The 23621-nt window shown below is 70.7% G+C and carries 23 protein-coding genes and 1 pseudogene; 13 read left to right on the forward strand and 11 right to left on the reverse strand.

Going from position 1 to position 23621, the window contains the following annotated elements:
* Positions 1-6 precede the first annotated feature (6 nt).
* The 4 genes from ABZZ38_RS10430 to ABZZ38_RS10445 all read left to right on the forward strand — a co-directional run bounded on the left by ABZZ38_RS10430 (position 7) and on the right by ABZZ38_RS10445 (position 4211).
* Entirely contained in the window at positions 7-1347 is a 1341-nt protein-coding gene (locus ABZZ38_RS10430) for an MCE family protein (protein ID WP_356737929.1), read from the forward strand.
* Positions 1344-2627 carry an MCE family protein gene (locus tag ABZZ38_RS10435; protein ID WP_356737825.1) on the forward strand — a complete coding sequence of 428 codons (1284 nt, stop codon included), beginning with the start codon at positions 1344-1346 and terminating at the stop codon, positions 2625-2627. The genes ABZZ38_RS10430 and ABZZ38_RS10435 overlap by 4 nt, the downstream gene beginning before the upstream one ends.
* Positions 2624-3154: a hypothetical protein gene (locus ABZZ38_RS10440; protein ID WP_356737827.1), complete on the forward strand. Its 531-nt coding sequence runs from the start codon at positions 2624-2626 to the stop codon at positions 3152-3154. Before ABZZ38_RS10435 ends, ABZZ38_RS10440 begins: the two co-directional genes overlap by 4 nt.
* A gap of 289 nt (positions 3155-3443) precedes the next feature.
* Complete coding sequence (locus ABZZ38_RS10445) at positions 3444-4211, forward strand: hypothetical protein (RefSeq protein ID WP_356737931.1); 768 nt, start codon at positions 3444-3446, stop codon at positions 4209-4211.
* Positions 4212-4223: 12 nt separating this feature from the next.
* Here ABZZ38_RS10445 and ABZZ38_RS10450 read toward each other — a convergent pair whose 3' ends face one another.
* The gene (locus ABZZ38_RS10450; protein ID WP_356737829.1) at positions 4224-4733 is read right to left on the reverse strand and encodes a MarR family winged helix-turn-helix transcriptional regulator; all 510 of its coding nucleotides are present in this window, start codon (positions 4731-4733) and stop codon (positions 4224-4226) included.
* Positions 4734-4813: 80 nt separating this feature from the next.
* Here ABZZ38_RS10450 and ABZZ38_RS10455 point away from each other — a divergent pair, with 80 nt between their 5' ends.
* Positions 4814-5749, forward strand: a complete 936-nt coding sequence (locus ABZZ38_RS10455) for a zinc-binding dehydrogenase (protein WP_356737831.1) — start codon at positions 4814-4816, stop codon at positions 5747-5749.
* A 38-nt stretch (positions 5750-5787) separates the two neighbouring features.
* On the opposite strand, the gene ABZZ38_RS10460 is transcribed toward ABZZ38_RS10455, so the two are convergent.
* Positions 5788-6096, reverse strand: a complete 309-nt coding sequence (locus ABZZ38_RS10460; protein ID WP_356737833.1) for a hypothetical protein — start codon at positions 6094-6096, stop codon at positions 5788-5790.
* A 423-nt stretch (positions 6097-6519) separates the two neighbouring features.
* Here ABZZ38_RS10460 and ABZZ38_RS10465 point away from each other — a divergent pair, with 423 nt between their 5' ends.
* The 3 genes from ABZZ38_RS10465 to ABZZ38_RS10475 all read left to right on the forward strand — a co-directional run bounded on the left by ABZZ38_RS10465 (position 6520) and on the right by ABZZ38_RS10475 (position 10020).
* Positions 6520-7359 (forward strand): TIM barrel protein, encoded by an 840-nt coding sequence (locus tag ABZZ38_RS10465; protein ID WP_356737835.1) that lies wholly within the window; start codon positions 6520-6522, stop codon positions 7357-7359.
* Positions 7360-7396: 37 nt separating this feature from the next.
* Entirely contained in the window at positions 7397-8314 is a 918-nt protein-coding gene (locus ABZZ38_RS10470; protein ID WP_356737837.1) for a 2-hydroxy-3-oxopropionate reductase, read from the forward strand.
* 248 nt (positions 8315-8562) lie between these two features.
* Positions 8563-10020 (forward strand): catalase, encoded by a 1458-nt coding sequence (locus ABZZ38_RS10475; RefSeq protein WP_356737839.1) that lies wholly within the window; start codon positions 8563-8565, stop codon positions 10018-10020.
* 371 nt (positions 10021-10391) lie between these two features.
* On the opposite strand, the gene ABZZ38_RS10480 is transcribed toward ABZZ38_RS10475, so the two are convergent.
* A complete protein-coding gene (locus ABZZ38_RS10480) occupies positions 10392-10562 on the reverse strand; it encodes a hypothetical protein (protein WP_356737841.1) in 171 nt (56 codons plus the stop codon).
* Between the two features lie 322 nt (positions 10563-10884).
* Entirely contained in the window at positions 10885-11448 is a 564-nt protein-coding gene (locus ABZZ38_RS10485) for an endonuclease domain-containing protein (protein WP_356737843.1), read from the reverse strand.
* Positions 11449-11628: 180 nt separating this feature from the next.
* On the opposite strand from ABZZ38_RS10485, the gene ABZZ38_RS10490 reads away from it, so the two are divergent.
* Positions 11629-12561 (forward strand): N-acetylmuramoyl-L-alanine amidase, encoded by a 933-nt coding sequence (locus tag ABZZ38_RS10490; RefSeq protein WP_356737845.1) that lies wholly within the window; start codon positions 11629-11631, stop codon positions 12559-12561.
* 85 nt (positions 12562-12646) lie between these two features.
* Here the strand turns inward: ABZZ38_RS10490 and gcl are convergent, their stop codons facing one another.
* Positions 12647-14431, reverse strand: coding sequence for a glyoxylate carboligase (gcl, locus tag ABZZ38_RS10495; protein WP_356737847.1), 1785 nt, complete (start codon positions 14429-14431; stop codon positions 12647-12649).
* 232 nt (positions 14432-14663) lie between these two features.
* Here gcl and ABZZ38_RS10500 point away from each other — a divergent pair, with 232 nt between their 5' ends.
* Positions 14664-15452, forward strand: a complete 789-nt coding sequence (locus tag ABZZ38_RS10500; RefSeq protein WP_356737849.1) for a hypothetical protein — start codon at positions 14664-14666, stop codon at positions 15450-15452.
* A 208-nt stretch (positions 15453-15660) separates the two neighbouring features.
* Here the strand turns inward: ABZZ38_RS10500 and ABZZ38_RS10505 are convergent, their stop codons facing one another.
* Together ABZZ38_RS10505 and ABZZ38_RS10510 are read right to left on the reverse strand one after the other, a co-directional pair.
* A complete protein-coding gene (locus tag ABZZ38_RS10505; RefSeq protein WP_356737851.1) occupies positions 15661-17373 on the reverse strand; it encodes an AMP-binding protein in 1713 nt (570 codons plus the stop codon).
* Between the two features lie 198 nt (positions 17374-17571).
* The gene (locus tag ABZZ38_RS10510) at positions 17572-18687 is read right to left on the reverse strand and encodes a winged helix DNA-binding domain-containing protein (RefSeq protein ID WP_356737852.1); all 1116 of its coding nucleotides are present in this window, start codon (positions 18685-18687) and stop codon (positions 17572-17574) included.
* Positions 18688-18805: 118 nt separating this feature from the next.
* On the opposite strand from ABZZ38_RS10510, the gene ABZZ38_RS10515 reads away from it, so the two are divergent.
* Together ABZZ38_RS10515 and ABZZ38_RS10520 are read left to right on the forward strand one after the other, a co-directional pair.
* Positions 18806-19921 (forward strand): magnesium and cobalt transport protein CorA, encoded by a 1116-nt coding sequence (locus tag ABZZ38_RS10515; RefSeq protein WP_356737854.1) that lies wholly within the window; start codon positions 18806-18808, stop codon positions 19919-19921.
* 359 nt (positions 19922-20280) lie between these two features.
* Positions 20281-20697, forward strand: coding sequence for a hypothetical protein (locus tag ABZZ38_RS10520; protein ID WP_356737856.1), 417 nt, complete (start codon positions 20281-20283; stop codon positions 20695-20697).
* Between the two features lie 59 nt (positions 20698-20756).
* Here ABZZ38_RS10520 and ABZZ38_RS10525 read toward each other — a convergent pair.
* The 3 genes and pseudogenes from ABZZ38_RS10525 to ABZZ38_RS10535 all read right to left on the reverse strand — a co-directional run.
* Positions 20757-20924 (reverse strand): annotated as a pseudogene (locus ABZZ38_RS10525) (site-specific integrase); the annotation flags it as partial.
* Positions 20925-21129: 205 nt separating this feature from the next.
* The gene (locus ABZZ38_RS10530; RefSeq protein ID WP_356737858.1) at positions 21130-21615 is read right to left on the reverse strand and encodes a TrmO family methyltransferase; all 486 of its coding nucleotides are present in this window, start codon (positions 21613-21615) and stop codon (positions 21130-21132) included.
* A gap of 76 nt (positions 21616-21691) precedes the next feature.
* On the reverse strand, positions 21692-21823 hold the full coding sequence (locus tag ABZZ38_RS10535) for a hypothetical protein (RefSeq protein ID WP_356737860.1): 132 nt from the start codon (positions 21821-21823) through the stop codon (positions 21692-21694).
* A gap of 95 nt (positions 21824-21918) precedes the next feature.
* Here ABZZ38_RS10535 and ABZZ38_RS10540 point away from each other — a divergent pair, with 95 nt between their 5' ends.
* Positions 21919-22416, forward strand: a complete 498-nt coding sequence (locus ABZZ38_RS10540; protein WP_356737862.1) for a hypothetical protein — start codon at positions 21919-21921, stop codon at positions 22414-22416.
* Between the two features lie 8 nt (positions 22417-22424).
* Here ABZZ38_RS10540 and ABZZ38_RS10545 read toward each other — a convergent pair whose 3' ends face one another.
* Complete coding sequence (locus ABZZ38_RS10545) at positions 22425-23552, reverse strand: transposase (protein WP_356737864.1); 1128 nt, start codon at positions 23550-23552, stop codon at positions 22425-22427.
* Positions 23553-23621: the final 69 nt, after the last annotated feature.

A 23621-nucleotide genomic window follows, 5' to 3' on the forward strand; every position in this document is an offset into this window, starting at 1 on the left:
CGACGCATGAGGAGGCTCGGCACCGGCGCGGTGGTGTGGTCGGCGGCCGGCTCGCTCCTGCTGACGGGCTGCGACTTCGACGGGCTGTACGACGTCCGCCTGCCGGGCGGCGCCGCCGCCGACGGCGACGCGTACCGGGTGACGGTCGAGTTCCGGGACGTCCTGGACCTGGTGCCGCAGTCCGCGGTGAAGGTGAACCACGTGACCGTGGGCGCGGTCGAGAAGGTGGAGCTCGACGGCTGGCACGCGCGCGTGCGGCTGCGCGTCGCGGACTCGGTGAAGCTGCCGGGCAACGCGGTCGCCGAGCTGCGCCAGACCAGCATGCTCGGTGAGAAGTACGTGGCGCTGTCCGCGCCCGTCGACGTGGCGCCGACGGGGCGGCTGAAGGACGGGGCGCGGATTCCGCTGTCGCGCTCCGGCCGCAACCCGGAGATCGAGGAGGTGCTCTCCGCGCTGTCCGCGCTGCTCAACGGCGGCGGGGTCGCCCAGCTCAAGACGATCACCACGGAGCTCAACAAGGCCCTGGAGGGGCGGGAGAACCGGGTGAAGTCGCTGCTCGGTGAACTCGACACCTTCATCGGCGGGCTCGACTCGCAGCGTACGGAGATCGTCCGCGCCCTGAACGGCATCGACCGGCTCTCCAAGCGGCTCGCGGCCGAGAAGAAGACGATCGCGGCGGCCGTCGACACCATGCCGCCGGCGCTCAAGGTGCTGGCCGACCAGCGGCGCAAGCTGACGGCGATGCTGACGTCCCTGTCGGCGCTGAGCACCACCGGTACGAAGGTGATCAACGCCTCCCGCGCCGACACGGTCGCCAATCTGCGTGCCCTGCGCCCGATCCTGGAGTCGCTGAACAAGGCGGGCGACGATCTGCCCAACGCGCTGGAGCTGCTGACGACCTATCCGTTCCCGCGCAACGCCGTGGACGCCGTCAAGGGCGACTACGTCAACCTGAAGATCACCGCCGATCTGGACCTGGCGAGCATCTACGGCAACCTCGGTGACGAACCCGCCGAACCCGGCGCCCCGGGGGTCCCCGGTCTCCCGGACGGCCCCGGACTGCCGCCCGTCCCGGACGCCCCGGACCTGCCCGGCGGACCGGAGGTGCCGGACGTGCCCAGGACCCCGGACCTGCCCGGTGGCTCCGGTGGACCCGGCGTGCCCGGCGGACCGAAGCCGGACCCGCTGCCGCGGTCACCGGCTCCCTCCCGGCCCTCGGACGGGAACGATCCGCTCTGCCCACCGGTGTGCACCGCCGGTCACACCTCCTACGGGGACGGTGACGGCTTCCCGCCCGGGGCCGATGCCTCCCTCGCCGAGCTGATGCTGAAGGGGATGCTGCTGTGATCACCCGTACGGTCAAGGCCCAGCTGCTCGCCTTCGCCACCGTGACCGCCGTGGGCGTGTCCTACGTCGGCGCCCAGTACACCGGGCTGGCCGACCTCCTCCTCGACCGCGGATACACCGTCAGCGCCGACTTCGCCGACTCCGGCGGCATCTTCCAGGGCGCCGAGGTCACCTATCGCGGCGTACCGGTGGGCCGCGTCGGCGAGCTGCGGCTGTCCGGCCGCGACGGAGTGACGGTGGTCCTGGACATCGAGGACGGGGCGCGCATCCCCTCAAACACGCTGGCGGTGGTGGCCAACCGGTCGGCGGTCGGCGAGCAGTACGTGGATCTCCAGCCGCGCGGCTCGGGCGGCCCGTATCTGCGGGACGGCTCCACCATCACCCGCCGCGACACGCGGGTGCCGCTGCCCGCCACGGACCTGATCGTCAGCCTGGACCGGCTGGTGAACTCCGTCGGCAAGGACGACCTGCGGATCACGGTGGACGAGCTGGGCAAGGCCTTCGCCGGCACGGGCCCGGACCTGAGCAGGCTCGTGGACTCGGGGAACCTGCTCGTCGAGTCGGCGTCCGACTCCCTGCCGCAGACCATCTCGCTGATCGAGGACTCGCGGACGGTCCTGAAGACGCAGGCCGACAAGGGATCGGCGATCAGGTCCTTCTCGCGCGACCTCGCCGCGCTCACCGCCGAGTTGAAGTCGAGCGACGGCGACATCCGGCGGCTGATCGACGCCGGGGCGCCCGCGGCCCAGGAGGTGAACTCGCTGCTGACGACCACCCGGCCCCATCTCCCGGTCCTGCTGACCAACCTGATCAGCGGCGGTCAGGTCACCGTGGCCCGGCTGCCGGGGGTGGAGCAGGCGCTGGTCACCTTCCCGGTGGTGGTGGCGGGCAGCTACACCGTGATCCCCGGCGACGGCACCACCCACTTCGGGCTGGTCGCCGGCCGGGACGATCCGCCCGCGTGCCGGCAGGGGTACGGGACGCAGCGGCGCGACCCGGCCGACACGGCCGAGCGCCCGGCCAACACCGCCGCGCGCTGCACGGCTCCGCGCGGCGCCCCCACTTCCGTACGCGGCGCCCAGAACGCCCCCGGGCCGTCGGGCGGTGCCCGTCCGGGCCGGGACGCCGGCCCGGCCGCGTACATCACGCCGTACGACCCGCAGACCGGCGCGGCGGCCGGGCCGGGCGGAACGCCCGTCGAGATCGGCTCGACCGGCGGCGAACAGAGTGTGTTCGGAAAGGACTCGTGGCAATGGCTGCTCGTCGGACCGATGGCATGAGAGGCAGGACGTTCACGGACGCGCTCCGGTGGGTGCGGGAGGCCGCCCGCCGGGGCCGGGCGCTGCCCGTGGCGCTCGCGGTGGCGACCGCGGCGGTGACGGGCCTGTCCGGCTGGCTGGGCCTCCAGGTGCACGAACAGCGCGCCGAGGAGCAGCGGCGCCAGGACATCCTGGCCGCCGCCCGCCAGTCGGCGCTCAACTTCACCTCGCTGGACTACCGGCACTACGAGCGGGACAGCGCGAACGTGCTGAAGGGCGCCACCGGTGACTTCAAGGAGCAGTTCGCGGCGCAGACGGCTCAGCTGACCAAGCTGGTGGCGGCGAACAAGTCGGTGTCGGAGGGCCAGGTCCTGGAGGCCGGCATCACGCGGGCCGACGAGCGCGGTGCGCGCGTCCTGGTCGTCGCCGACAGCAAGGTGACCAACACCGCTTCCCCGCAGGGGCAGGCGCGTACGTACCGGCTGCAACTCGATCTCGTACGCGAGGGCGAGCGCTGGCTGACGTCCAACGTCGAGTTCGTCGGCTGAGCCGGCGGAGAGGAACACCATGGCGAAGACGAGTACCCGAGGCCGTGGCGTCGGCTCCCCCGCCCGCCGCTCCCTGTCGGCCGCCGCGCGGGCGGCCGCCAAGCGCACGGAGCGCGGGGAGCAGCCCGTGGCGGACGTGGTGGCCGGTCGCACCCTGCGCGTGGAGGACGCGACTGGCGCGGAGGCGAGGGAACCGGACTGGGAGGCCCCGGACTGGGAGGGTCCGGACGGCGCCCCGGAGGGGGCCGGTCCGGACGGACAGGCCCCCGACGGCATACCCGGGCAGGGCGTGGTCGCGAAGGACACCGCGCGCGGGGGCCCCGTCCCGAGGGTCGCCGCCGGCAGGGCCGCCGAGCGGAACCGCGCCGCCCCGCACAGTGCCGACCCGGAGGGGTCCCGCCCGGAAGGGTCGCGCCCGGAGGGGACGGGCGGCGGGGGTTCGGGCCCCTCGGGCTCAGCTGCGGTCACCGACGCGGTGACCGCCGACACGGTGGGCACCGAGGGGCCGGCTCCTGACGCCGCGGCCGTGGACGCCCCGGGCCGGGCCACCGGCCGGCGGCGGCTCGTGCTGTGCGCCGTGCTCGCCGTGGTGGCCGTGCTGGGGCTGATCGCGGTGGCCGTGCTGGCGCGGCAGTACCGGGACGGACGGGGCGCCGATCGGGCGCGCGTCCAGGCGGCCGAGGCGGCCCGGAAGGCGGCGCCGGTCATCCTGTCGTACGACCACCGGCGACTGGAGAAGGACTTCGCGGCGGCCCGGGCGCGTCTGACGGGCTCGTTCCGTGACGAGTACCGGCGGACGACCACGAGTGTGGTGGCGCCGACGGCCCGGAAGTACCAGGGCGTGGTCAAGGCGTCGGTGGTGGAGCCGCCGGGCGGCGGCGACCCGGCGGTCTCCGTGGTGTCGGCCTCGCCGGAGCGGGCGGTCGTGCTGCTCTTCGTGAACCAGGTGACCACGAGCACCCAGGTGTCGGGGCCGCGCGTGGACCTGAACCGGGTGCGGATGACGCTGACCCTCACCTCCGATGGCTGGAAAGTGAGCGCCGTCGACGCCCTCTAGTGCTGTTCCGCGTTAGTTCGTGGAGGGTCCCGCGGACTCACGGGGGTAGCGATAGGGAGTCTCGTCCGCGCCGCTGCAGGGTTCCTTCGGGTGAGCGATGCGGGTGAGCAGGTCGATGAGCTGGTCACGCTCGATGGGCGTGAGCGCCGCGGTCAGTTCGTCGTTTGCCTTATCGCCCAGGCGTTCCGTGCGCCGCAAGCGATCCTTGCCGCTCGCCGAGATGGTGATGGCGTTCTTGCGTCGGTCCGTGGGGTCGGGCGTGCGGGTGACCAAGCCGCCGCTCTGAAGATCGTTGACGATCGCGACCATGTCCTTGGGGTCGATGCTTAGGCTGCGCCCCAGTTGCGCCTGTGACACCGGCCCCAGTTCGGCGACGGCTGACAGGACGGCGTGATGCATCATCCGCATTCCCTCGGCGGAGAGGGCCTCGGCGACCAGCCGATGGCCACGCGCGGCGGCGCGACCCAGAAGCCAGCTGGGCAGCCCTCGGATACGGGTAGGGGCGTACGGCGCTTCATCCATGGGGAGAGGATATCCGAAATCCATTGGGGCAACCAATGATTCCTTGGTATCGTTGGGCAACCCAACGACCTGGAGGTTCCATGCGGCGTGTCCGTTATTACCAGCACGGCGGCCCGGAAGTGCTGCGCTACGAGGAAGCCGAGGCCCCCGAGGTCGGATCCGGCGAACTGCTGGTTCGCACCGAGGCAATCGGCGTGTCCCTCCCCTGCGTCCGCAAGGTGCGCGAAGCGGGCAGTGGAACGCCGCTGCCGGGCGTTCTCGGGGGCGAGGTCGCTGGAGAAGTGGTCGCGCTCGGCTCGGATGTGACGGAGTTCAAGGTCGGGGATCGCGTCACCTCCCTCACCTTCACCGGCTCCTACACGGAACTGGCCGTCGTGCCCGCCTTCATGGCGAGCCACATACCGGACGGGGCCGACGCCGTCCAGGCCGTCGCGCTCGTTCGCAGTGGACATGTCGCCCTCGCCGCGCTCTCCACCGCCCGCCCCGCGGCGGCCGAGTCGGTCCTGATCACGGGAGCGGCGAGCGGGGTAGGGCACCTCGCGGTCCAACTGGCCAAGATTCAGGGCGTCGAGCGGGTCGTCGCGGCCGTGAGCTCACCCGCCAAGGCGGAGTTCCTGCGCGCACTGGGCGCGGACGAGGTCGTGACGTACGCCAGCGACACCTGGGGGGACCCCGTCGACGTCGTCCTGGAAGGCGTCGGCGGGGACCTGCTGCCGCGCGCCGTGGCCGCCCTCGCGCCCGGCGGACGCATGGTCTTCTTCGGATCGGGCGGCGGCACCGTCCCCGCCTTCGACCTCCTCGCCGGCGCGAAGACCATCACCGGCCTCACCATGGCGCGGTTCTCGACCAGCCGGCGCGCACTCCATGACCTGCACGGCGAGCAGCTGTGGGAACTCGCCCTGTCCGGGAGGCTGCAGCCCGCCGTACACGCCGAGATCCCGCTGGCCGAGGCCGCACGGGCGCACGAGATCATCGAGGCCCGCACCAATCTCGGCAAAGTCGTCCTGCGGCCCTAGTTGGAGCTCCGCGCCAGTTCGGCCGGCCGGTCGCCGAGCTAGCGGTAGCAGGCGCAGTCCAGGCAGTCATCGGGGCTGCCGAATGGCAGGCCGGTGGGCAGGAAGTTGTCCTCGTACTTGTCTCGGCCGGCCAGGTACAGGGCGAAGCCCCAGGTGTCCAGCACGCCGGTGAAGCGCAGGCGGCACAGGGAGATCCGCTCGCCGTCCTTCAGTTCGCCGCTCACGTAGGCGAATCCGGTGCGGAAGCGGACCTCCACGCGGGCCAGTTGCGGCCAGCGGTCCTTCGCGCGGGTGTTCAGGCGAACGCGCAGGTGGTGCCGCATCGAGTCGGGTGGGTTCTTCGGCACGGCCCCCTCCTGCCCGGTTCGCAGGCGGGCCGCCATGATCATCGATCAGGGACGTACGCAGGCAGTCGGGCGGAGCGGTCGCGGCGGTTGCCGTGACCTTGGACGAGACCGCGCGCAGGGCGCCGGAGCGGCTGGTCGCGTCAGCGAAGGCCCGGGTTCGCGAGGTCCTGCGGGCCCGGACCGTGCTCGCTGCCGCCACGGGCCGGCCAACGGAGATGGCGCGCGAGCTGGACGTCGCCGTCACCACGGTGCGCAAGCAGCACTGGCGTGCCCCAGGCCTGCGAGCACGGCATATGCGCCTTCCGGGATCGCCCGGGAGGCGCATTTTTTGTGGCCCGCTCTTGACAGCCCTCACCCTCTCCGGGCAATCTTCCGTTAAGCAGAAACGAACTTCCGCAATACGGAAGGAGCGCCGAACCCCTCATGGGATACACGGACCAGCGCTTCGATGTGAACCTTTCGATCCTCTTCACGGAACTCCCGCTCCTGGAGCGCCCCGCGGCCGCCGCCGCGGCGGGCTTCACGGCGGTCGAGCTGTGGTGGCCCTGGATCGAGACGCCCACGCCCGACCAGAGCGAACTCGACGCCCTGAAGAAGGCGCTGGACGACGCCGGCACCCAGCTGGTGGGCCTGAACTTCTACGCCGGCGCCCTTCCGGGGCCGGACCGCGGCGCCCTCTCCGTGCCCGGTGAGGAGTCGGACCGCTTCCGCGCCAACATCGACGTGGCCGCGGACTTCGCCGCCTCGGTCGGCTGCACGGCGCTCAACGCGCTGTACGGCAACCGCGTCGAGGGCGTCGACCCGGCCGTCCAGGACGAGCTCGCCCTGGAGAACCTGGTCACCGCGGCCCGCGCCGCCGACCGGGTGGGCGCGATCCTGCTGGTGGAGACGCTGAACAAGCCGGAGTCGCCGCTCTACCCACTGGTGAGCGCCCCCGCCGCGATCGAGGTCGTGGACAAGGTGAACGCGGCCACCGGCCTCGGCAACGCCATGTTCCTCCTCGACATCTACCACCTGTCGATGAACGGCGAGGACGTCAGCCAGGTCATCGAGGCGTACGCCGCGAAGACCGGCCACGTCCAGATCGCGGACAACCCGGGCCGAGGTGCGCCGGGGACCGGCTCGCTGCCGCTGGAGGAGCTGCTCGACCAGCTCGCCAAGGCCGGCTACGACGGCTGGGTCGGCCTGGAGTACAAGGCCGGCGACCGCCCGAGCACCGAGGCCTTCGACTGGCTCCCGGCCGAGGCCCGCGCCGCCCGCTGACTTCTTTCCGCACCACCAGTTCTTGAGAGGCACCCCGATGAGCAACCTCGCTGATTCCTCCCGGTCCACCCGTCCGGCGATCGCCTGGATCGGCCTCGGCATCATGGGCTCCCCCATGTCCGAGAACCTGATCAAGGCCGGTTACCAGGTCACCGGCTACACCCTGGAGCAGGACAAGCTGGACCGCCTGGCCGCCGCCGGTGGCACCGCCGCGTCCTCCATCGCCGAGGCCGTCAAGGACGCCGACGTCGTCATCACGATGGTGCCCGCCTCCCCGCAGGTCGAGGCGATCGCCTACGGCCCCGACGGCATCCTGGAGAACGCGCAGTCCGGCGCCTTGCTGATCGACATGTCGTCGATCACGCCGCAGACCTCCGTCGACCTGGCCAAGGCCGCGAAGGACAAGGGCATCCGCGTCCTCGACGCCCCGGTCTCCGGCGGTGAGGCCGGCGCGATCGAGGCCGTACTGTCGATCATGGTCGGCGGCGAGCAGGCCGACTTCGACCAGGCCAAGCCGATCCTCGAGGCTCTCGGCAAGACCATCGTGCTGTGCGGCCCGCACGGCTCCGGCCAGACGGTGAAGGCCGCCAACCAGCTGATCGTGGCGGTCAACATCCAGGCGTGCGCCGAGGCCGTCGTCTTCCTGGAGAAGTCCGGTGTGGACCTCGCCGCGGCCCTGGACGTCCTCAACGGCGGCCTGGCCGGCTCCACGGTGCTGACCCGCAAGAAGGACAACTTCCTCAACCGGGACTTCAAGCCCGGCTTCCGGATCGACCTGCACCACAAGGACATGGGCATCGTCACCGACGCCGCCCGCAACGTCGGTGCCGCCCTCCCGGTCGGCGCCGTGGTCGCCCAGCTCGTCGCCTCCCTGCGCGCCCAGGGCGACGGCGGCCTGGACCACTCGGCCCTGCTGCGCGCCGTCGAGCGCCTCTCGGGCCAACCGGTCGCCTGACGCCCGCGCGGGTCGCCCGACCCCGGGCCGGAGCCTTCGTGAGGCTCCCCCCGGAGGCCTGAGGCCCTGGCGGCCCGAGGCCCTCCCCAAGGCGTCCGGGCCGTGGCTGCGCTGACACCTGTCCTGTCGCGCCCAAGCGCAGCCGCGGCCCGGATTCACCACCTTCATTTCAACAAACTGTTGACGTTTCATCGGACGCGAATTTACGCTCCTGACACCGCTCAGCAGCTCCCGCACGGAAGGTCACCATGTCGAAGCGCGTGCTTACGACCGAGTCCGGCGCCCCGGTCGCCGACAATCAGAACTCCGCCACCGCCGGCGTCGGTGGCCCGCTGCTCCTCCAGGACCAGCACCTGCTGGAGAAGCTCGCCCGCTTCAACCGGGAGCGCATCCCGGAGCGCGTGGTGCACGCCCGTGGCTCCGGTGCGTACGGCTACTTCGAGGTGACCGACGACGTCACCGCGTACACCAAGGCCGACTTCCTCTCCGAGGTCGGCAAGCGCACGGAGCTCTTCATCCGCTTCTCGACCGTGGCGGACTCGCTGGGCGGCGCGGACGCGGTCCGCGACCCGCGCGGTTTCGCGGTGAAGTTCTACACCGAAGAGGGCAACTATGACCTCGTCGGCAACAACACCCCGGTGTTCTTCATCAAGGACCCGATCAAGTTCCCCGACTTCATCCACTCGCAGAAGCGCGACCCGTTCACGGGCAAGCAGGAGCCGGACAACGTCTGGGACTTCTGGGCGCACGCCCCCGAGGCGACGCACCAGGTCACCTGGCTGATGGGCGACCGCGGCATCCCCGCCTCGTACCGCCACATGAACGGCTACGGCTCGCACACCTACCAGTGGACCAACGAGGCGGGCGAGGCCTTCTTCGTCAAGTACCACTTCAAGACGAACCAGGGCATCCGCTGCCTGAGCAGCGAGCAGGCCGCCGAGGTGGTCGGCAAGGACGCCAACTCGCACCAGACCGACCTGCTGCAGGCCATCGAGCGCGGTGTGAACCCCTCGTGGACCCTGTACGTGCAGATCATGCCGGCGCACGAGGCGGCGGACTACCGCTTCAACCCGTTCGACCTCACCAAGGTGTGGCCGCACGCGGACTACCCGCTGCGGCGCGTGGGCCGGATGGTCCTCGACCGCAACCCGGACAACGTCTTCGCCGAGGTCGAGCAGGCCGCGTTCTCGCCGAACAACTTCGTTCCCGGCATCGGCCCGTCCCCGGACAAGATGCTCCAGGGCCGCCTGTTCGCCTACGCGGACGCCCACCGCTACCGCCTCGGTGTCAACCACACCCAGCTGCCGGTGAACGCGCCCAAGGCCGCCGTGGTGGACAACTACGGCCGCGACGGTTTCATGGCCACCCGCAACGGCTCGCGCCACGACAAGAACTACGAGCCCAACTCGTACGCCGGTCCGGCCCAGACCGACGCGCCGCTCTCCGCCCCGCTGGCCGTCGCCGGCTACACGGGCGCCCACGCGGCCCCGCTGCACACCAAGGACGACGACTTCTTCCAGGCCGGTGAGCTCTACCGCCTCATGTCGGAGGAGGAGAAGGGGCGTCTGGTCGCCAACATCGCCGGCGGCCTGTCCCAGGTGTCCCGCGAGGACGTCATCGAGAAGAACCTGGCCCACTTCCACGCCGCCGACCCGGACTACGGCAAGCGCGTCGAGGAAGCGGTCCGCGCCCTGCGCGAGGACTGAGCGCACGGGGTTTCCACCAGGCGGCGTACGGCGGCAGACGGGAGGTCCGCCGTCGTACGCGGTCCGGAACACCGGCCCGGATGAGGGGTGGTCGGTGGCGCCGGACACATCCGAGGACCGCGGCGGCGTGCGAGCCAGTGCGGTGGTAGGGGCACCTCGTCCCCCTTCTTGACCTGAAGGGAGGGGAGACGGCGGTTCCCGTCGCCCGCCGCCGCGGTCCCGGCATCCTCCCCATGACTCCGTCCGGCGGCGCGAACGTCCTGTCGCGCCAACCTCGCACCGTCGGACGGGCACAACGTCACCACAGCAGAAGAGCCAGAGCGCGGAGTTTGGGGTTTACGGTCCCCCAAACTCTGCGCTCTTCCTTGCGCTCAGTGGCGGGTCGGGTCCACCACCTTGTCCAGGACCGCCCCCACCGCCCGGTACGCCGCCGCCGCGGCTTCGTCGGCTTTGTCCGCCGACCGCTCTTCCTCTTCGTGCGCCCAGTCCCGGGCGACCCTGATTCGACGGAGCAGTTCGTCCGAGTCCACACCATCAGCCATGAGGAGCGGGTACCCCCGATCCGCGGAATACTTCCGTCCGACACCGACACGCATGGTGACGGGCTGGGGTGACGGATACACACAGCGGGTAGTACCTCACTGTACGTGTCTGACTGACCGTGCACCTGTCAGGCGTCCTTTCCCGGAAGGGGAAGCCCATGGCGTGGTACCCCGCCGCCACCCGCATGGAGTCACAGCCCGAGCCGGACGGCCGGCCGGCGATTCGGCCCACCCGGTTCATCCTCGACGTCAACGCCGCCCCCTGGACCGCGCGCCGGATGTACGAGTACCGGCGCGACAGCGAGGGGGGCGCCTTGAACGGCTACCGGGAGGCGCGCCATTCCAGGTACGCCGCCGCGGCGCGCAGGAGTTCCGGGCTGTCACGGAGCTTCCCGAGGCCGTGGTTGCACGCGGTGCGCACCAGGCCGCGGACGCGTTTCCCGCAGATCCCGGCGGAATCCGGGCAGCAGCCGTGATCATGGTCAACAGACAGAGCGAACCCATTGACGCCGGCCTGCTTGCGGATGGCGCAGGCGCCTCCTTGGCTCGCCGGCATCTCCGCGTAGCGGCCACGGGGCAGCTGGTACAGCGCCTTACGCTGCGCGTCCCGGCCGCAGCTTCGGCAGCTCCCCTGCAACCCGTCCTTGGCCCCGGCATTCCGGTTGAACTTGTCCGGCGGGAGCCAGAGGAGGCAGGTGCGGCACTGCTTCTCGCCCTGTGGGTTGCGGTCATGAGGCCTGGCGTGCCGCCGGTCCGGCAGCGCGGTCAGTTCGCGTCCCGCGTTGCGCTGCCAATTGCGGCTCGCGCACAGCCCCTTGCTGATGTACTTCCGCGTGCAGCCGGGGAACTCGCACCGCCGGGTCTCCATTGCCGTGCTGCCGTGCACGCGATGCGCGGTCCCAGCGCCTGTGCCTCCGTGGCGCTGCCACCGCTGGTGGTGCATGGCGCACCACCCCCGGGAGAGCACGCGTACGGGGCGGCTGCAGCCCTCAACAGCGCAGGTGAGCTCGTCCATGCCGATGTCCCCCCCCGAAAAGACGTTCCTGAGTCAGAAGGAGGCACCCTGATGGCTTGGTGCCCGTTCGCGAAGAAGCTGGAGCTTCAGCCTGAGAGTGATCAGCAACCCGCTATCAGGCCTACGCAGTTCATCTTGCACAGCCTCGCCGCGCCATGGGATGCGCAGCGGCTCTACGAGTACTGGAAAACCAGCTCACTCGAGTCCCATTTCGGGCTGGGGTACGAGGGAGACCTCGCGCAGTACATCGGCACCGAGACCCGCGCCGACGCCAACTACCAGGCGAACCGGCGCCCCGACGGCACGGGAGCCGTGTCCATCGAGACCGCGTCGAACCTCAAGCACACCGACCCGTGGACCGACAAGCAGGTCGAGCAGCTGATCCGGCTCGGCGTATGGCTGCACCGGCACCACGGCATCCCGCTGCGCGTCTGCCGCACCGCGTCGGACCCCGGCTACGGCTACCACCGGCTGCACTCCGCGTGGGCGGTGTCCGGCACGGCCTGCCCCGGCGACGCGCGCGTGCGCCAGTTCAAGAACGTCGTCTTCCCCGGGATCGTCGCCCGGGCGAGCGGCCAGACATCGCCCCCCTCACAGGAGGACCCCATGCCGAGCGTCATCACCGAGTCCGAGGCCGGCGGCCCGGCCCTGGCGGCGGGCACCTACCAGCTGCTGCAGATGGCCGACGACACCGCGCTGCTCCAGGGCCCGTGCGCGTACACCGTCACCGCCTACGTGACGGTCCGGGGCCAGGCGGGCACACGGGTCACCGTGCGCTTCCACGACCTGCCGCTGGCCACCAAGCGGCCGTCCCTGGACCTGCCGATCGACTGCGGTGTGATCGGCCCGGACGGCGTGCTCAACGTCGCGGCCACCCGTAACGGCGTCCTGGACACCAATGAGCAGCTGAAGGTGGAGATACGGGCCGACCGCGCCGCCCGCGTCGAGCGGCGCGTCCTGCGCGCCCTGCGCTGGGCGGCGTGACGACGCGCGACGGCCCCCGCCCCGGTGTGCCCGGGGCGGGGGCCGTGTGTCGGGCCGCGCATCCCCCGCGGAGGGGGCGGGCGCGTCAGACGAGCGGGCGGATCGCCGTGGGGGCGTGACCCGGCTCGGTGGCGAGCTCCTCGAACTCGGAGATGTCGCTGATGTCCATGGTGCGGCTCATGGAGATGTTCGTGATCCGCTCCAGGATCGCCTCGACGACGACCGGGACCCGGTACTCGGCGGCCAGCTTCTTGGCCTCCTCGAAGGCCGGCAGCAGCTGGTCCGGCTCGGTGACGCGGATCGCCTTGCAGCCCAGGCCCTCGGCGACCTTGACGTGGTCCACGCCGTAGACGCCCAGCTCCGGGGAGTTGATGTTCTCGAACTCCAGGTTGACCTGGAAGTTGATGTCCAGGCCGATCTGCGCCTGACGGATCAGACCCAGGTAGGAGTTGTTCACCAGGACGTGGACGTACGGGATGCGGTGCTGCGCGCCGACCGCCAGCTCCTCGATCATGAACTGGAAGTCGTAGTCGCCCGACAGCGCGACGACCTGGGCCTCCGGGTCGGCGGTGGCGACACCCAGCGCGGCCGGGATGGTCCAGCCGAGCGGGCCGGCCTGGCCGCAGTTGATCCAGTGGCGCGGCTTGTAGACGTGCAGCATCTGCGCGCCGGCGATCTGGGAGAGGCCGATGGTGGTGACGTAGCGCGTCTCCGGGCCGAAGGCCTTGTTCATCTCCTCGTACACGCGCTGCGGCTTCATCGGCACGTTGTCGAAGTGCGTCCGGCGGTGCAGGGTGGCCTTGCGCTCCTGGGTGGAGGCGACCCAGGCGGAGCGGTCGGGCAGCTTGCCCTCGGCCTTCAGCTCCTTGGCGACCTGGACGAAGAGCTCCAGGGCGGCCTTGGCGTCCGAGGCGATGCCGTAGTCCGGGGCGAAGATCTTGCCGATCTGGGTGGGCTCGATGTCCACGTGGACGAACGTGCGGCCCTTGGTGTAGACGTCCAGCTTGTAGCCGGTGTGGCGGTTGGCCCAGCGGTTGCCGATGCCGAGGACGAAGTCCGACTCCAGGAAGTTCGCGTTGCCGTAGCGGTGCGAGGTCTGGACGCCGACCATGCCGGCGTTCAGCTCGTGGTCGTCCGGCAGGGTGCCCCAGCCCATCAGGGTCGGGATGACGGGGGTGTTGGTCAGCTCGGCGAACTCGACGAGCAGGTCGGAGGCGTCGGCGCTGATGACGCCGCCGCCCGCGACGATCAGCGGGCGCTGCGACTCCAGGAGGAGGGAGATCGCCTTCTCGATCTGGGCGCGGGTCGCGGCGGGCTTGTAGACCGGCAGCGGCTCGTACGTCTCCGGGTCGAACTCGATCTCGGTGAGCTGGACGTCGATCGGCAGGTCGATGAGGACCGGGCCGGGGCGGCCGGAGCGCATCAGGTGGAACGCCTGCTGGAAGACGCCGGGGACCTGGGCGGCCTCCAGGACGGTGGTCGCGGCCTTGGTGACCGGCTTGGCGATCGACGCGATGTCGACGGCCTGGAAGTCCTCCTTGTGGATCACGGAGGTCGGGGCCTGGCCGGTGATGCACAGGATCGGGATCGAGTCACCGATGGCCGAGTAGAGGCCGGTGATCATGTCGGTGCCGGCGGGACCGGACGTACCGATGCAGACACCGATGTTGCCGGGGTTGGCGCGGGTGTACCCCTCGGCCATGTGCGACGCGCCCTCGACGTGTCGGGCGAGCGTGTGGTCGATGCCACCGCCCTCCTGGAGCGCCTTGTAGAAGGGGTTGATCGCCGCGCCCGGCACACCGAACGCGTTGGTGACGCCCTCGCGCTTGAGGATCTCAACTGCCGCTCGGGCGGCGGTCATACGTGCCATGGAGTGCTCCTGCTTCGCCTGGCGGATCGGGGCTCTGTCGCGCCACCTGAGAGCTGCGATTCCGTAATGCGGAAGTGTGTTTCTGTTATACGGAAGCAATGTAGGGGGGTGGGCCAGAAGCAGTCAAGAGTGGTCCAGCGCTCGGCGGGGCCTCGCGGACCTCGTGATGGCCGAAGTTCTCCCCAAGACGGCCCGCTTGGTGGACGATGGTCACGCGACGAAGGGGGCCATCGTGGGAGAGAACGTGCCGGTCCGCTGCCCGGCCTGCCGGCGCGCGCATGCCTACGCGCCGCCCGTCTATCCGTGCGCCTGCGGCGCACCGGTCGTCCCGCCCGTCCTCAGGGGCGCTCCCGCCGAGCCGATCGTCCACCGCACCTGGACCGACGCATGGGTCACCGTGCGCTGCACGGCGTGCGGACGGCAGGGCCAGTGGCCGCAGCCCGAGCTCGGCTGTCCCTGCGGCACGGTGCTGCGCGTCCCGGTGCGGCCGGTGTCCTCGGCGGTGCCGCCGGGCGGCCGGACCGGATCGGGACCCTCGTCCGGGCCGACCGCCGCCACGACCGGCGTCTCGACGGTCCCCGCCCCGGCGCACATCCCGCTCCCGCGCACCGCCGCCGTGCCCCGCCCCTCCTTCACCCCGGTCACGATCCGCACCGCGCGCGACGCGGTCACCGCTGCGGCGCTCTACCTGCGCTGGCTCGGCTTCCGGGACGTCGTCCAGCCCGAGGAGCCCGCGGCGCCCTCGACCCTCGCGGCCATGGGCATCGACCTGCGCGGCCCGGGTCTGATCGCCCAGGTCGACCCCACCACCCGGCCCGTGTCGCTGCGCGCCGTCGAATGCCTCTGGCTCAACGGCCTCGCGGCCACGGCCGTGAGCGTCCACTTCTCGCTCGCCGGGTACGAGGAGACCGCCCGCGCCCGGGCCGACGGCCTGCGACTGCCGCTGTTCGTCATGGACCTCACCGGCACGCCGCAGCCGGTGAACAGCGCCGCCGACGAGCTGGTCGCCCGCGGCGCGTGAGCGCATGCGCCGCCGGAGGGCTGGGCGGGCGCCCGGGACCGGCCCCCGGGCCACTGGGCTCCCGAGCCGGACGCCCGAGCGGGACGCCCGGGCGGGCCCCGGACGGGAGGCTCAGCCGCCGTAGGCCGCGCGCGACTCCACCTTCCGTACCTTGCCGCTGACCGTCATCGGGAAGACGTCCGGGATCTCCAGCCGGTGTGGGACCGGCTCATCCCAGCTCCCCCTCCACGTACTCGTCCGCCGACCCGGCCGCCGTACGCTCGCGCAGCTCGATGCGGCGGATCTTCCCCGACACCGTCTTCGGCAGCTCGGCGAACTCGATGCGCCGTACGCGCTTGTACGGCGAGAGGACGGCGCGCGAGTGCGCGAACAGCGCCTTCGCCGTCTCCGGGCCGGGCTCCCAGCCGTCGGCGAGGACGATGTACGCCTTGGGCACGGCCAGCCGTACGGGGTCGGGCGCGGGAACGACCGCCGCCTCCGCCACCGCCTCGTGCTCCAGCAGCGCGCTCTCCAGCTCGAACGGCGAAATCTTGTAGTCGGAGGCCTTGAACACCTCGTCCCGCCGCCCCACGAAGGTGAGGTACCCGTCCTCGTCGCGCGTGGCGATGTCACCGGTGCGGTAGTAGCCGTCCGCCATCGCCTCGGCCGTACGCTCCGGGTCGCCGTGGTAGCCGGCCATCACCCCCACAGGGGCGGCCGACAGATCGAGCGCGATCTCCCCCTCCCGGGCGCCGGGTTTCCCCGTCACGGGGTCCAGCAGCTCCACGCGGAAACCGGGGCTCGGCCGCCCCATGGAGCCGGCCTTCAGGAGCTGACCGGGGCTGTTGGAGACCTGGACGGCCGTCTCCGTCTGCCCGAAGCCGTCCCGGACGGTGACACCCCACTGGCGCCGCACGGTCTCGATGACCTCCGGGTTCAGCGGCTCACCGGCCGCGACGACCTCGCGCGGCGGGGTGCGCAGGGCGGTCAGGTCCGCCTGGATCAGCATCCGCCAGACGGTGGGCGGGGCACAGAAGCCGGTGACGCCGTGCCGGTCCATCTCGGCCATCAGGCGGGCGGCGTCGAAGCGCGTGTAGTTGTGGATGAAGACGGTCGCCTCGGCGTTCCAGGGCGCGAAGAGATTGGACCAGGCGTGCTTGGCCCAGCCGGGCGAGGAGATGTTCAGATGGACGTCCCCGGGCCGGAGCCCGATCCAGTACATCGTCGCCAGGTGCCCGATCGGGTACGAGGTGTGGGTGTGCTCGACGAGTTTGGGGCGGGCGGTGGTGCCGGAGGTGAAGTACAGCATCAGGGGATCGTCGGCGTGGGTCTCCCCGTCGGGCGTGAACCCGGCCGGGGCCTCGTGGGCGTCCTCGTACCGGAGCCATCCGTCGGTGGCGTCCCCGACCGCGATCCGGGTCCAGTCCCCCGGCACGTCGTCGAACTTGGCGGTGTCCCCGGCCCGTACGAGCACATGGCGGACCCCCCCTCGCTCGACCCGGTCGCGCAGATCGGCCGGGCCGAGCAGCGGCGTGGCGGGGATGACGACGGCGCGCAGTTTCATCGCGGCGAGGGCCGTCTCCCACAGCTCCACCTGGTTGCCGAGCATGACGAGGAGGCGGTCGCCGGCCCGGACACCCCGCTCGCGCAGCCAGTTGGCGGCACGGTCGGAGCGGGTGGACATCTCGGCGAAGGACAGGCGGGTCTCGGTGCCGTCCTCCTCGACGATGTGCAGCGCGGTCCGGTCGTTGCCGGCCGCGATGACGTCGAACCAGTCCAGCGCCCAGTTGAACCGCTCGGGCCGGGGCCAGACGAACCCTTCGTACGCCGTCGCGTAGTCCTCCCGGTGCCGCAGCAGGAAGTCCCGGGCAGCCCGGAAGCTCTCCGTCGCGCCCACCGCGTCCCTCGGGTCCGCCGCGCCGCTCTCCGCGCGTTCCGCCATGTGTGTCCTCCTCGTGCGGGTGATCGGTGAGTCCTCACTACCCCGGAACGGGGCCGAACGACCGGGATACGGCGTGCGCGTCGCTCGCCTGCTCCACCCCCTCGCCCTCTCCACCCCCTCGCCCTCTGCGCCCCCTCGTCGTCTCCGGCCCCTTTGCCCCTCGCCCTCTTCCGCCCCTCGCCCGTCCCGTCCTCCCGCCTACTCCGCGACCGTCCCGAACCGTACGGAGTCGCGGGCCCGGCCCCCCGTCAGCGTCGCCATCGTCCGCTCGCCCTCCTCGGCGACGGCGGCGCGCTGCGCCGGCGTGAGCGCCGCGAAGGGCTGCACGGTCAGCGTGACGCCGCCCCCTCGGTTCTCCTCCGGACGCCAGATCCCGGCGAGGAAGCCGTCCACGAGGAAGGTGCGGTGCGCCTGGTTACCCTTCCAGGTGCGGTCCTTGTACTCCTTCGGTACGACGCGGGTGCGGTCGGCGTGGGAGAGCAGGAGGTTGTCGAACTCCGGAAGGAAGCGCGGCGGGGCGGGGGTGTCCGGGTCGGGCCGGGGCGCGTCGGGCAGGTCGAAGAGCTCAACGCCGTGCGCGTCGCGGAAGGTCATCAGCCGGGGCCGCAGCCGCTCGAAGGCGGGACGCAGCCGGGTCAGCCCCGACCAGGTCTGCATGTCCTTGACGGAGGCGGGTCCGAACGCGGCGAGGTACCGCAGGACGACCTCCTCCGGCGCGGGCGCGGGCTCCGGCTCCCTCCCGAGCCACACCTCGGCGGTGGTGAGCACCACCTGTCCGCCGCGGTCCCACAGGCCCCGCGGGGTGACCTGGACGAGGGGCAGCAGACAGCGGGCGGCGACCGTCAGGGCGAGCGGGTCGGCGTCCGGCCACTCCTTCAGCAGCGCCTCGCGGAGCTCCTTCGGCGTACGGGGCCGCTCCTCCACCAGGTGGCGGCTGAGCGCGGTCAGCCGCTCAAGGTCGACCCCGGTGAGGCCCTTGCGGAAGATGTTCACCTCACGGTCGCGCGCCGGCTGGACCAGGGGCCGCAGGCGCATCACGTCGTCGGCGGTGTGCGTGTGGATGGTGGAGCGCATGGTGACGATCCGGGCCACCGCGCGGGACTCCATGAGCCCGGAGAGTTCCTCGGGCCGGAAGCCGTCGAGGCGGGCGGCGAGAGCGTAGTACGGGGGCTTGGTGTTCTGCGCCTGGAGTCCGATGAGGTGCTCGACTGCGTGCCCGGCGGACATCGGGGTACGCCGAAGCAGGAGCTGTCGTGCGAGGGTGGCGCGGTTGAGGGCGCGGGTGGAGAGCACCGGGCTCGTCGGGGAGACCATGCTCCGCACGCTACGCGCCCTTGCGGACGGCTTCTGTCCTGGATGCCGCCCCGTCCCGTTACGCCCGAGCAAACCAGGACATATATCCTGCCCCGAAGGTAAAGGAGGTGAGGCCCCGATGACTCTGCCCTCGAAGAAGAACAACTGGCGCCGCCGCCCCGCCCCCGAGTCACCCGCACCCGACGCGCCCGCCGACACGCCGTCCGGGAACCACCGCAGCGTCGTCCAGGCGTCCCTCTACCGCGACGGTCACAAGGTGGCCTCCCCCGACACGCTCGCCGAGACGTTCCGCCGGCTGCGCGAGGAGCCGGAGGGCATGGCGTGGATCGGCCTGCACCGCCCCTCCGAAGCGGAACTGCTGTCGCTGGCGGCCGAGTTCGATCTCCACGAACTGGCCGTGGAGGACGCGATGGAGGCCCACCAGCGCCCCAAGCTGGAGCGGTACGGAGACACGCTCTTCGTCGTCCTGCGCGCCGCCCGCTACCTGGACGCCCAGGAGGAGGTCGACTTCGGGGAGCTTCACGTCTTCCTCGGCACGGACTTCCTCATCACGGTCCGCCACGGCGCGGCACCGGACCTCTCGGCCGTACGCCGCCGCATGGAAGAGACCCCCGAACTGCTGGCCCTCGGGCCCGAGGCGGTCCTCTACGCGATCCTCGACGCGGTGGTCGACGGATACGCCCCCGTGGTGGCGGGCGTCCAGAACGACATCGACGAGATCGAGACCGAGGTGTTCCGCGGCGACCCGGCGGTGTCCCGCCGCATCTACGAACTCTCCCGCGAAATGGTCGAGTTCCAGCGCGCCACCCGCCCCCTGGTCAGCATGCTCCACTCCCTGATGGCCGGCTTCGCCAAGTACGGCACGGACGACGAGCTCCAGCGCCGCCTCCGCGACGTCGCCGACCACGTCACCCACACCAGCGAGCGCGTGGACGGCTTCCGCCAGGCACTCAGTGAAATCCTCACGGTCAACGCGACCCTGGTGACACAACAACAGAACGCGGAAATGCGCGCGTTGGCGGAGGCGGGCTTCGAACAGAACGAGGAGATCAAGAAAATCTCGTCCTGGGCGGCCATTCTCTTCGCGCCCACACTGGTGGGGACGATCTACGGCATGAACTTCGACCACATGCCGGAGCTGCACTGGGTGTACGGCTACCCTTTCGCGGTCCTGCTGATGGCGGTGGTGTGCACGAGCCTGTACGTCATCTTCAAGAGGCGGGACTGGCTGTAGACAGCAGCCTCAGACGTTGCCCCACTTCGCGTTTGCGAACGCCTCTGGAGGGCTGTTTCGAGGCCCTGGGGAGAATCTGGGGAGAATGCGCCGCGCTGGGGAGGAAGCCGTCGCTCCGCTCACCTGGTGTTCGGCACCTATCGCACGGATTCGCTCCCGCCGCCCTGCCGCAGCAGCCGGTCACTAAGCGTGGTGCCCAACCGCCTGCGGCAGCCGCCTCAGATGCTGTTGACTGCTCAACGGGGCACCACGCACACCGGGAGGGCTGATTGGAACCGAGAAGCGCCGCGGCGGCAGGGAAGGACTTCCCCTACACCGCACGTACGACGTGCTATATCGAGGTCCACGAGGATGGCACGGTGACACACGGAGACGACCGCGCCGCCTACGAGCGAGCGCTCGCCGGCACGTCGCGCCTCTTCGCCGTCTGGCCCGGCGAGTGGTCGAGCCACCTGTTCGTGATCGACGACCTGGACGAGTACGCCAAGGCCCACGGGATCAAGCACGATGAGGACCGCACCGGCCTCAAGGAGCACGTCCACGACGTTCGGTGGGAGAAGAATTCCTACGGCAACGACAGCCCCCGAAGTCCGTACATCAGCATCCGTGTCTCGCTGGAGTGCGGCTGCTCGATACACGACCTGAGCGCGTTCGCTGCCCAGATGAAGGACCAGCAGGGATGGGTCGTAGCGACGAGCGGTGGCTGGGGCAGCAGCAGCGGCCCCGAGGGAACGGCGTACTCCCTGCGTGTTCGGCGTAAAAGCCTGGCGGGGTGATTGCCGCGAGTCGGCACAGCAAAACGGGTGGCACAGCGCTCGCTGTGCCACCCTTTTTCTCACGCAGGGGCGAAATTCTCCGGTACGTACTCTGGGACGACACCAAGCAACGCGTCGACGGCTGCACGCCCCTTACCACCGGCCTCCGGCATGAAGTGGGCATAGTGGTCAAGGGTGAAGGTCGGGCTGGAGTGTTCGAGCCACCGGGCAAGCGTGACGACGGACTGCTTCGAGGCTCCCACCTCGACCTCGACCTTGCCCCCGCGGCAGCAGCTACGGTGCACGGCCCCCGCATCCCGCCCGAGACGGAAACCGCCCGTCCGGCGGCGGACGGTGCGGCCAGGCGGGCATCCTGAAAAAGCCCCGGGCCGGCTAGATCTTGGGGGCTGGTTTACGTCGACCCGCCAGTCTCGGTCCCGGAGAGACCCCGAGTCACCGCTCGGCCGCGTCCCTCCAGTAGTCCTGCAGCATCTCACTGGGCCACGACGGCTGCGTGACGGTGCCGCGCGGCAGGAACTCCTCGAAGACCGCCACCAGGTCCACCACCAGGGTGCCGTCATCGGCATCGAGGTCCGTGACGTGCAGGTCCCGCCCCTCGACGCCGAGCAACCGCGGGAACGAGGTAGCGAGGCGTGCGGGGCGCCGGTGGTTGTGGTGCACGAAGGTGCCCGTGGCCGGCCAAGCCGGGTTGTCGCGCGGGCTGCGCGCGTGGAGGGCGACGTCGTCGGGGGAGCCGAAGTTGAAGAACCAGGTGACCTGGAGGTGGGAGAACTCCTCGATCCCCTGCAGAGTCCCCTCCGGGTACTCCGGGCGCAGCCGGATGATCGACTCCACGCCGCCCTTGAAGTCGTCGAGCCGCCCCTTGTGGCCTCCCACCACGTCGGCGATCACCGGCACCTCGATGGACTGTGTGGACACGGGTTCCCCCTTCTCCGCTCGCGGCACGGCGAGGCGGCCGATCACAACACGCCCGCCTTCACCACCCATGGCGCCGTCAGGCTACTCGTTCGAGTACGGCCTTGGCGCGCTCGTCGATCTCCGCCGCCAGGCTGATTCCCCGATTACGGAAGGGGGACAGCACCCGGCGCATGTTCACGGCCGCCTCGCGTGCTCTGCCCGACTGCACGCCTTCCATCGCGTCCAGGGCCTGCGCCCACGTGTGGCACGCGGCCTCCACGTTCCCCGGTACTCGCTGACAGACCTGTTTGGGATCATGCCCGCATGGACTTCGACCTCGCCCCACCAAACGGCGTTGGCCCGTTGCGGATCGGTATGACTCGACACGCGGCCAACACCGCGTTGTACTCGCTCCGCGATCCTTCTGCGATCTCGGAGTCCGACCGGCCGGGACAACACGTGTTCCGTCCCAGCGGGCTGATGATCAGCATCCAATGCATGCGCGACACGCTCGAAGCTATCGAGCTGGGAAGGCCCTCGTCCCAGACGGATCGAGTGTTGTTCCAGGGTGTGGACGTGTTCGCGCTTCCGGCCCGCGAGGTTGTCCGGCGCGTCGGTGAGCTCACCTCGATCGAGGAAGATCCTGACGACGATGCTTCATTCATCACCCCCGACTTGCTGCTGAGCTTCTGGCGCCCGTTCGCAGCCGACGATGAGCCGGAAGAAGAACAGGGCTACTACTTCAGCTCGGTCCTGCTGGCACGGCCTGGCTACTACGACACCCCTGCTCAGGCTGCGGAGCGACTCCAGCAGAGCTCGTGACTGTCCCGTCAGAATGCCAGCAGGACTCGTTTCCGCAGGAGACCGAAGCCAGCCCGGCCGTACATCTGGCGCTTGATCATTTTGATCCATTTGACGTGGCCTTCGACGATGCCGGAGCTCCACGGCAGTGTGAGACCAGCGGTGACGGCGGCGAGATCGCGTTCGAGGCCGTTGACGAAGGTGTGGAGGCTGGGCAGGTCGTCAGCGCGGACCGCCTTGATCCATTGTGGGAGCTGGTCGCCCTGGAGCTGAGTGAGCATCTTCCCGAACGCGCGGACGTGCCTGGTGAGGGCATCCAGTTGAGGGCAGCCGGCAAGGACGGATTTGAGCTTCAGCCGCTCGCACTCCGGCAGGGTGTCGGGGTGAGTCAGGATCCAGCCGGTGACCGTGCGCGGGGACGGAGGACGGGCTGCAGGTGCGGTCGGGGATGTGCGAAACGGTTGGAGGTAGGCACGGACGGCGCCGTAGCCGCCGGTATAGCCCTGCGATTTGATCTCTTCCCAGAGGGTCCAGGCGTTCGTGCAGCCCTGGGCCCATCGCTCGTGAAGGTACGGCTTGAAGTCGTCGAGCTTGGTCGGGCGGTTCTGCCACTGCCCCTGGAACAGGCCTTCCGGCCTCGCGGCGTCGGCTAGCCGTTGGACGGTGCGGTAGGTCATGCCGAGCTCGCGCTGGACCGACCGTCGGCTGTGGCCAGCGGCCAGCAGCGCGTGGACGGCGGCGTGCTTGGCGCGGGTACGGTCGGCGAACCGGTGCCCTGTGGGCCATGGCGACCCGTTTTCGGCCGGCGCCGGCGCCGGCGCCGGAACCTGCTCCGGCGCCGACTCGGCGAAGGACGCGCGGAGGCACGAGCGGTGGCGGGAGACACACCGCTCGGCCGCTTCGCCGAGGTTGCGCCACAGGTGGAACCGGTCGGCGACCTGGACCGCGGTGGGCGCCCCGATGCTGGCGCCCTCGGCGAAGAATGGAGCGCGGTCGCGGCAGACGACTTCGATCCCCGGGCGCTCGGCCATCCAGGCCGCGACAGTGACCGCCTCTCGATCCGGCAGCAGGTCCACCAGACTGCGGGTCTCGACGTCGACCAGCACGGTCCCGTAGACACTTCCCCTGCGCATCGCGTACTCGTCGACGCCGACCACACGCGGGACCTGTGGCTTGGGCTCCGGGAGGGCATCGACCAGCCGCAGGACTGTATTCCGGCTGACCCT

Origin of the sequence: Streptomyces sp. NPDC006368 (assembly GCF_040612535.1) — a bacterium.
Taxonomy (GTDB): domain Bacteria; phylum Actinomycetota; class Actinomycetes; order Streptomycetales; family Streptomycetaceae; genus Streptomyces.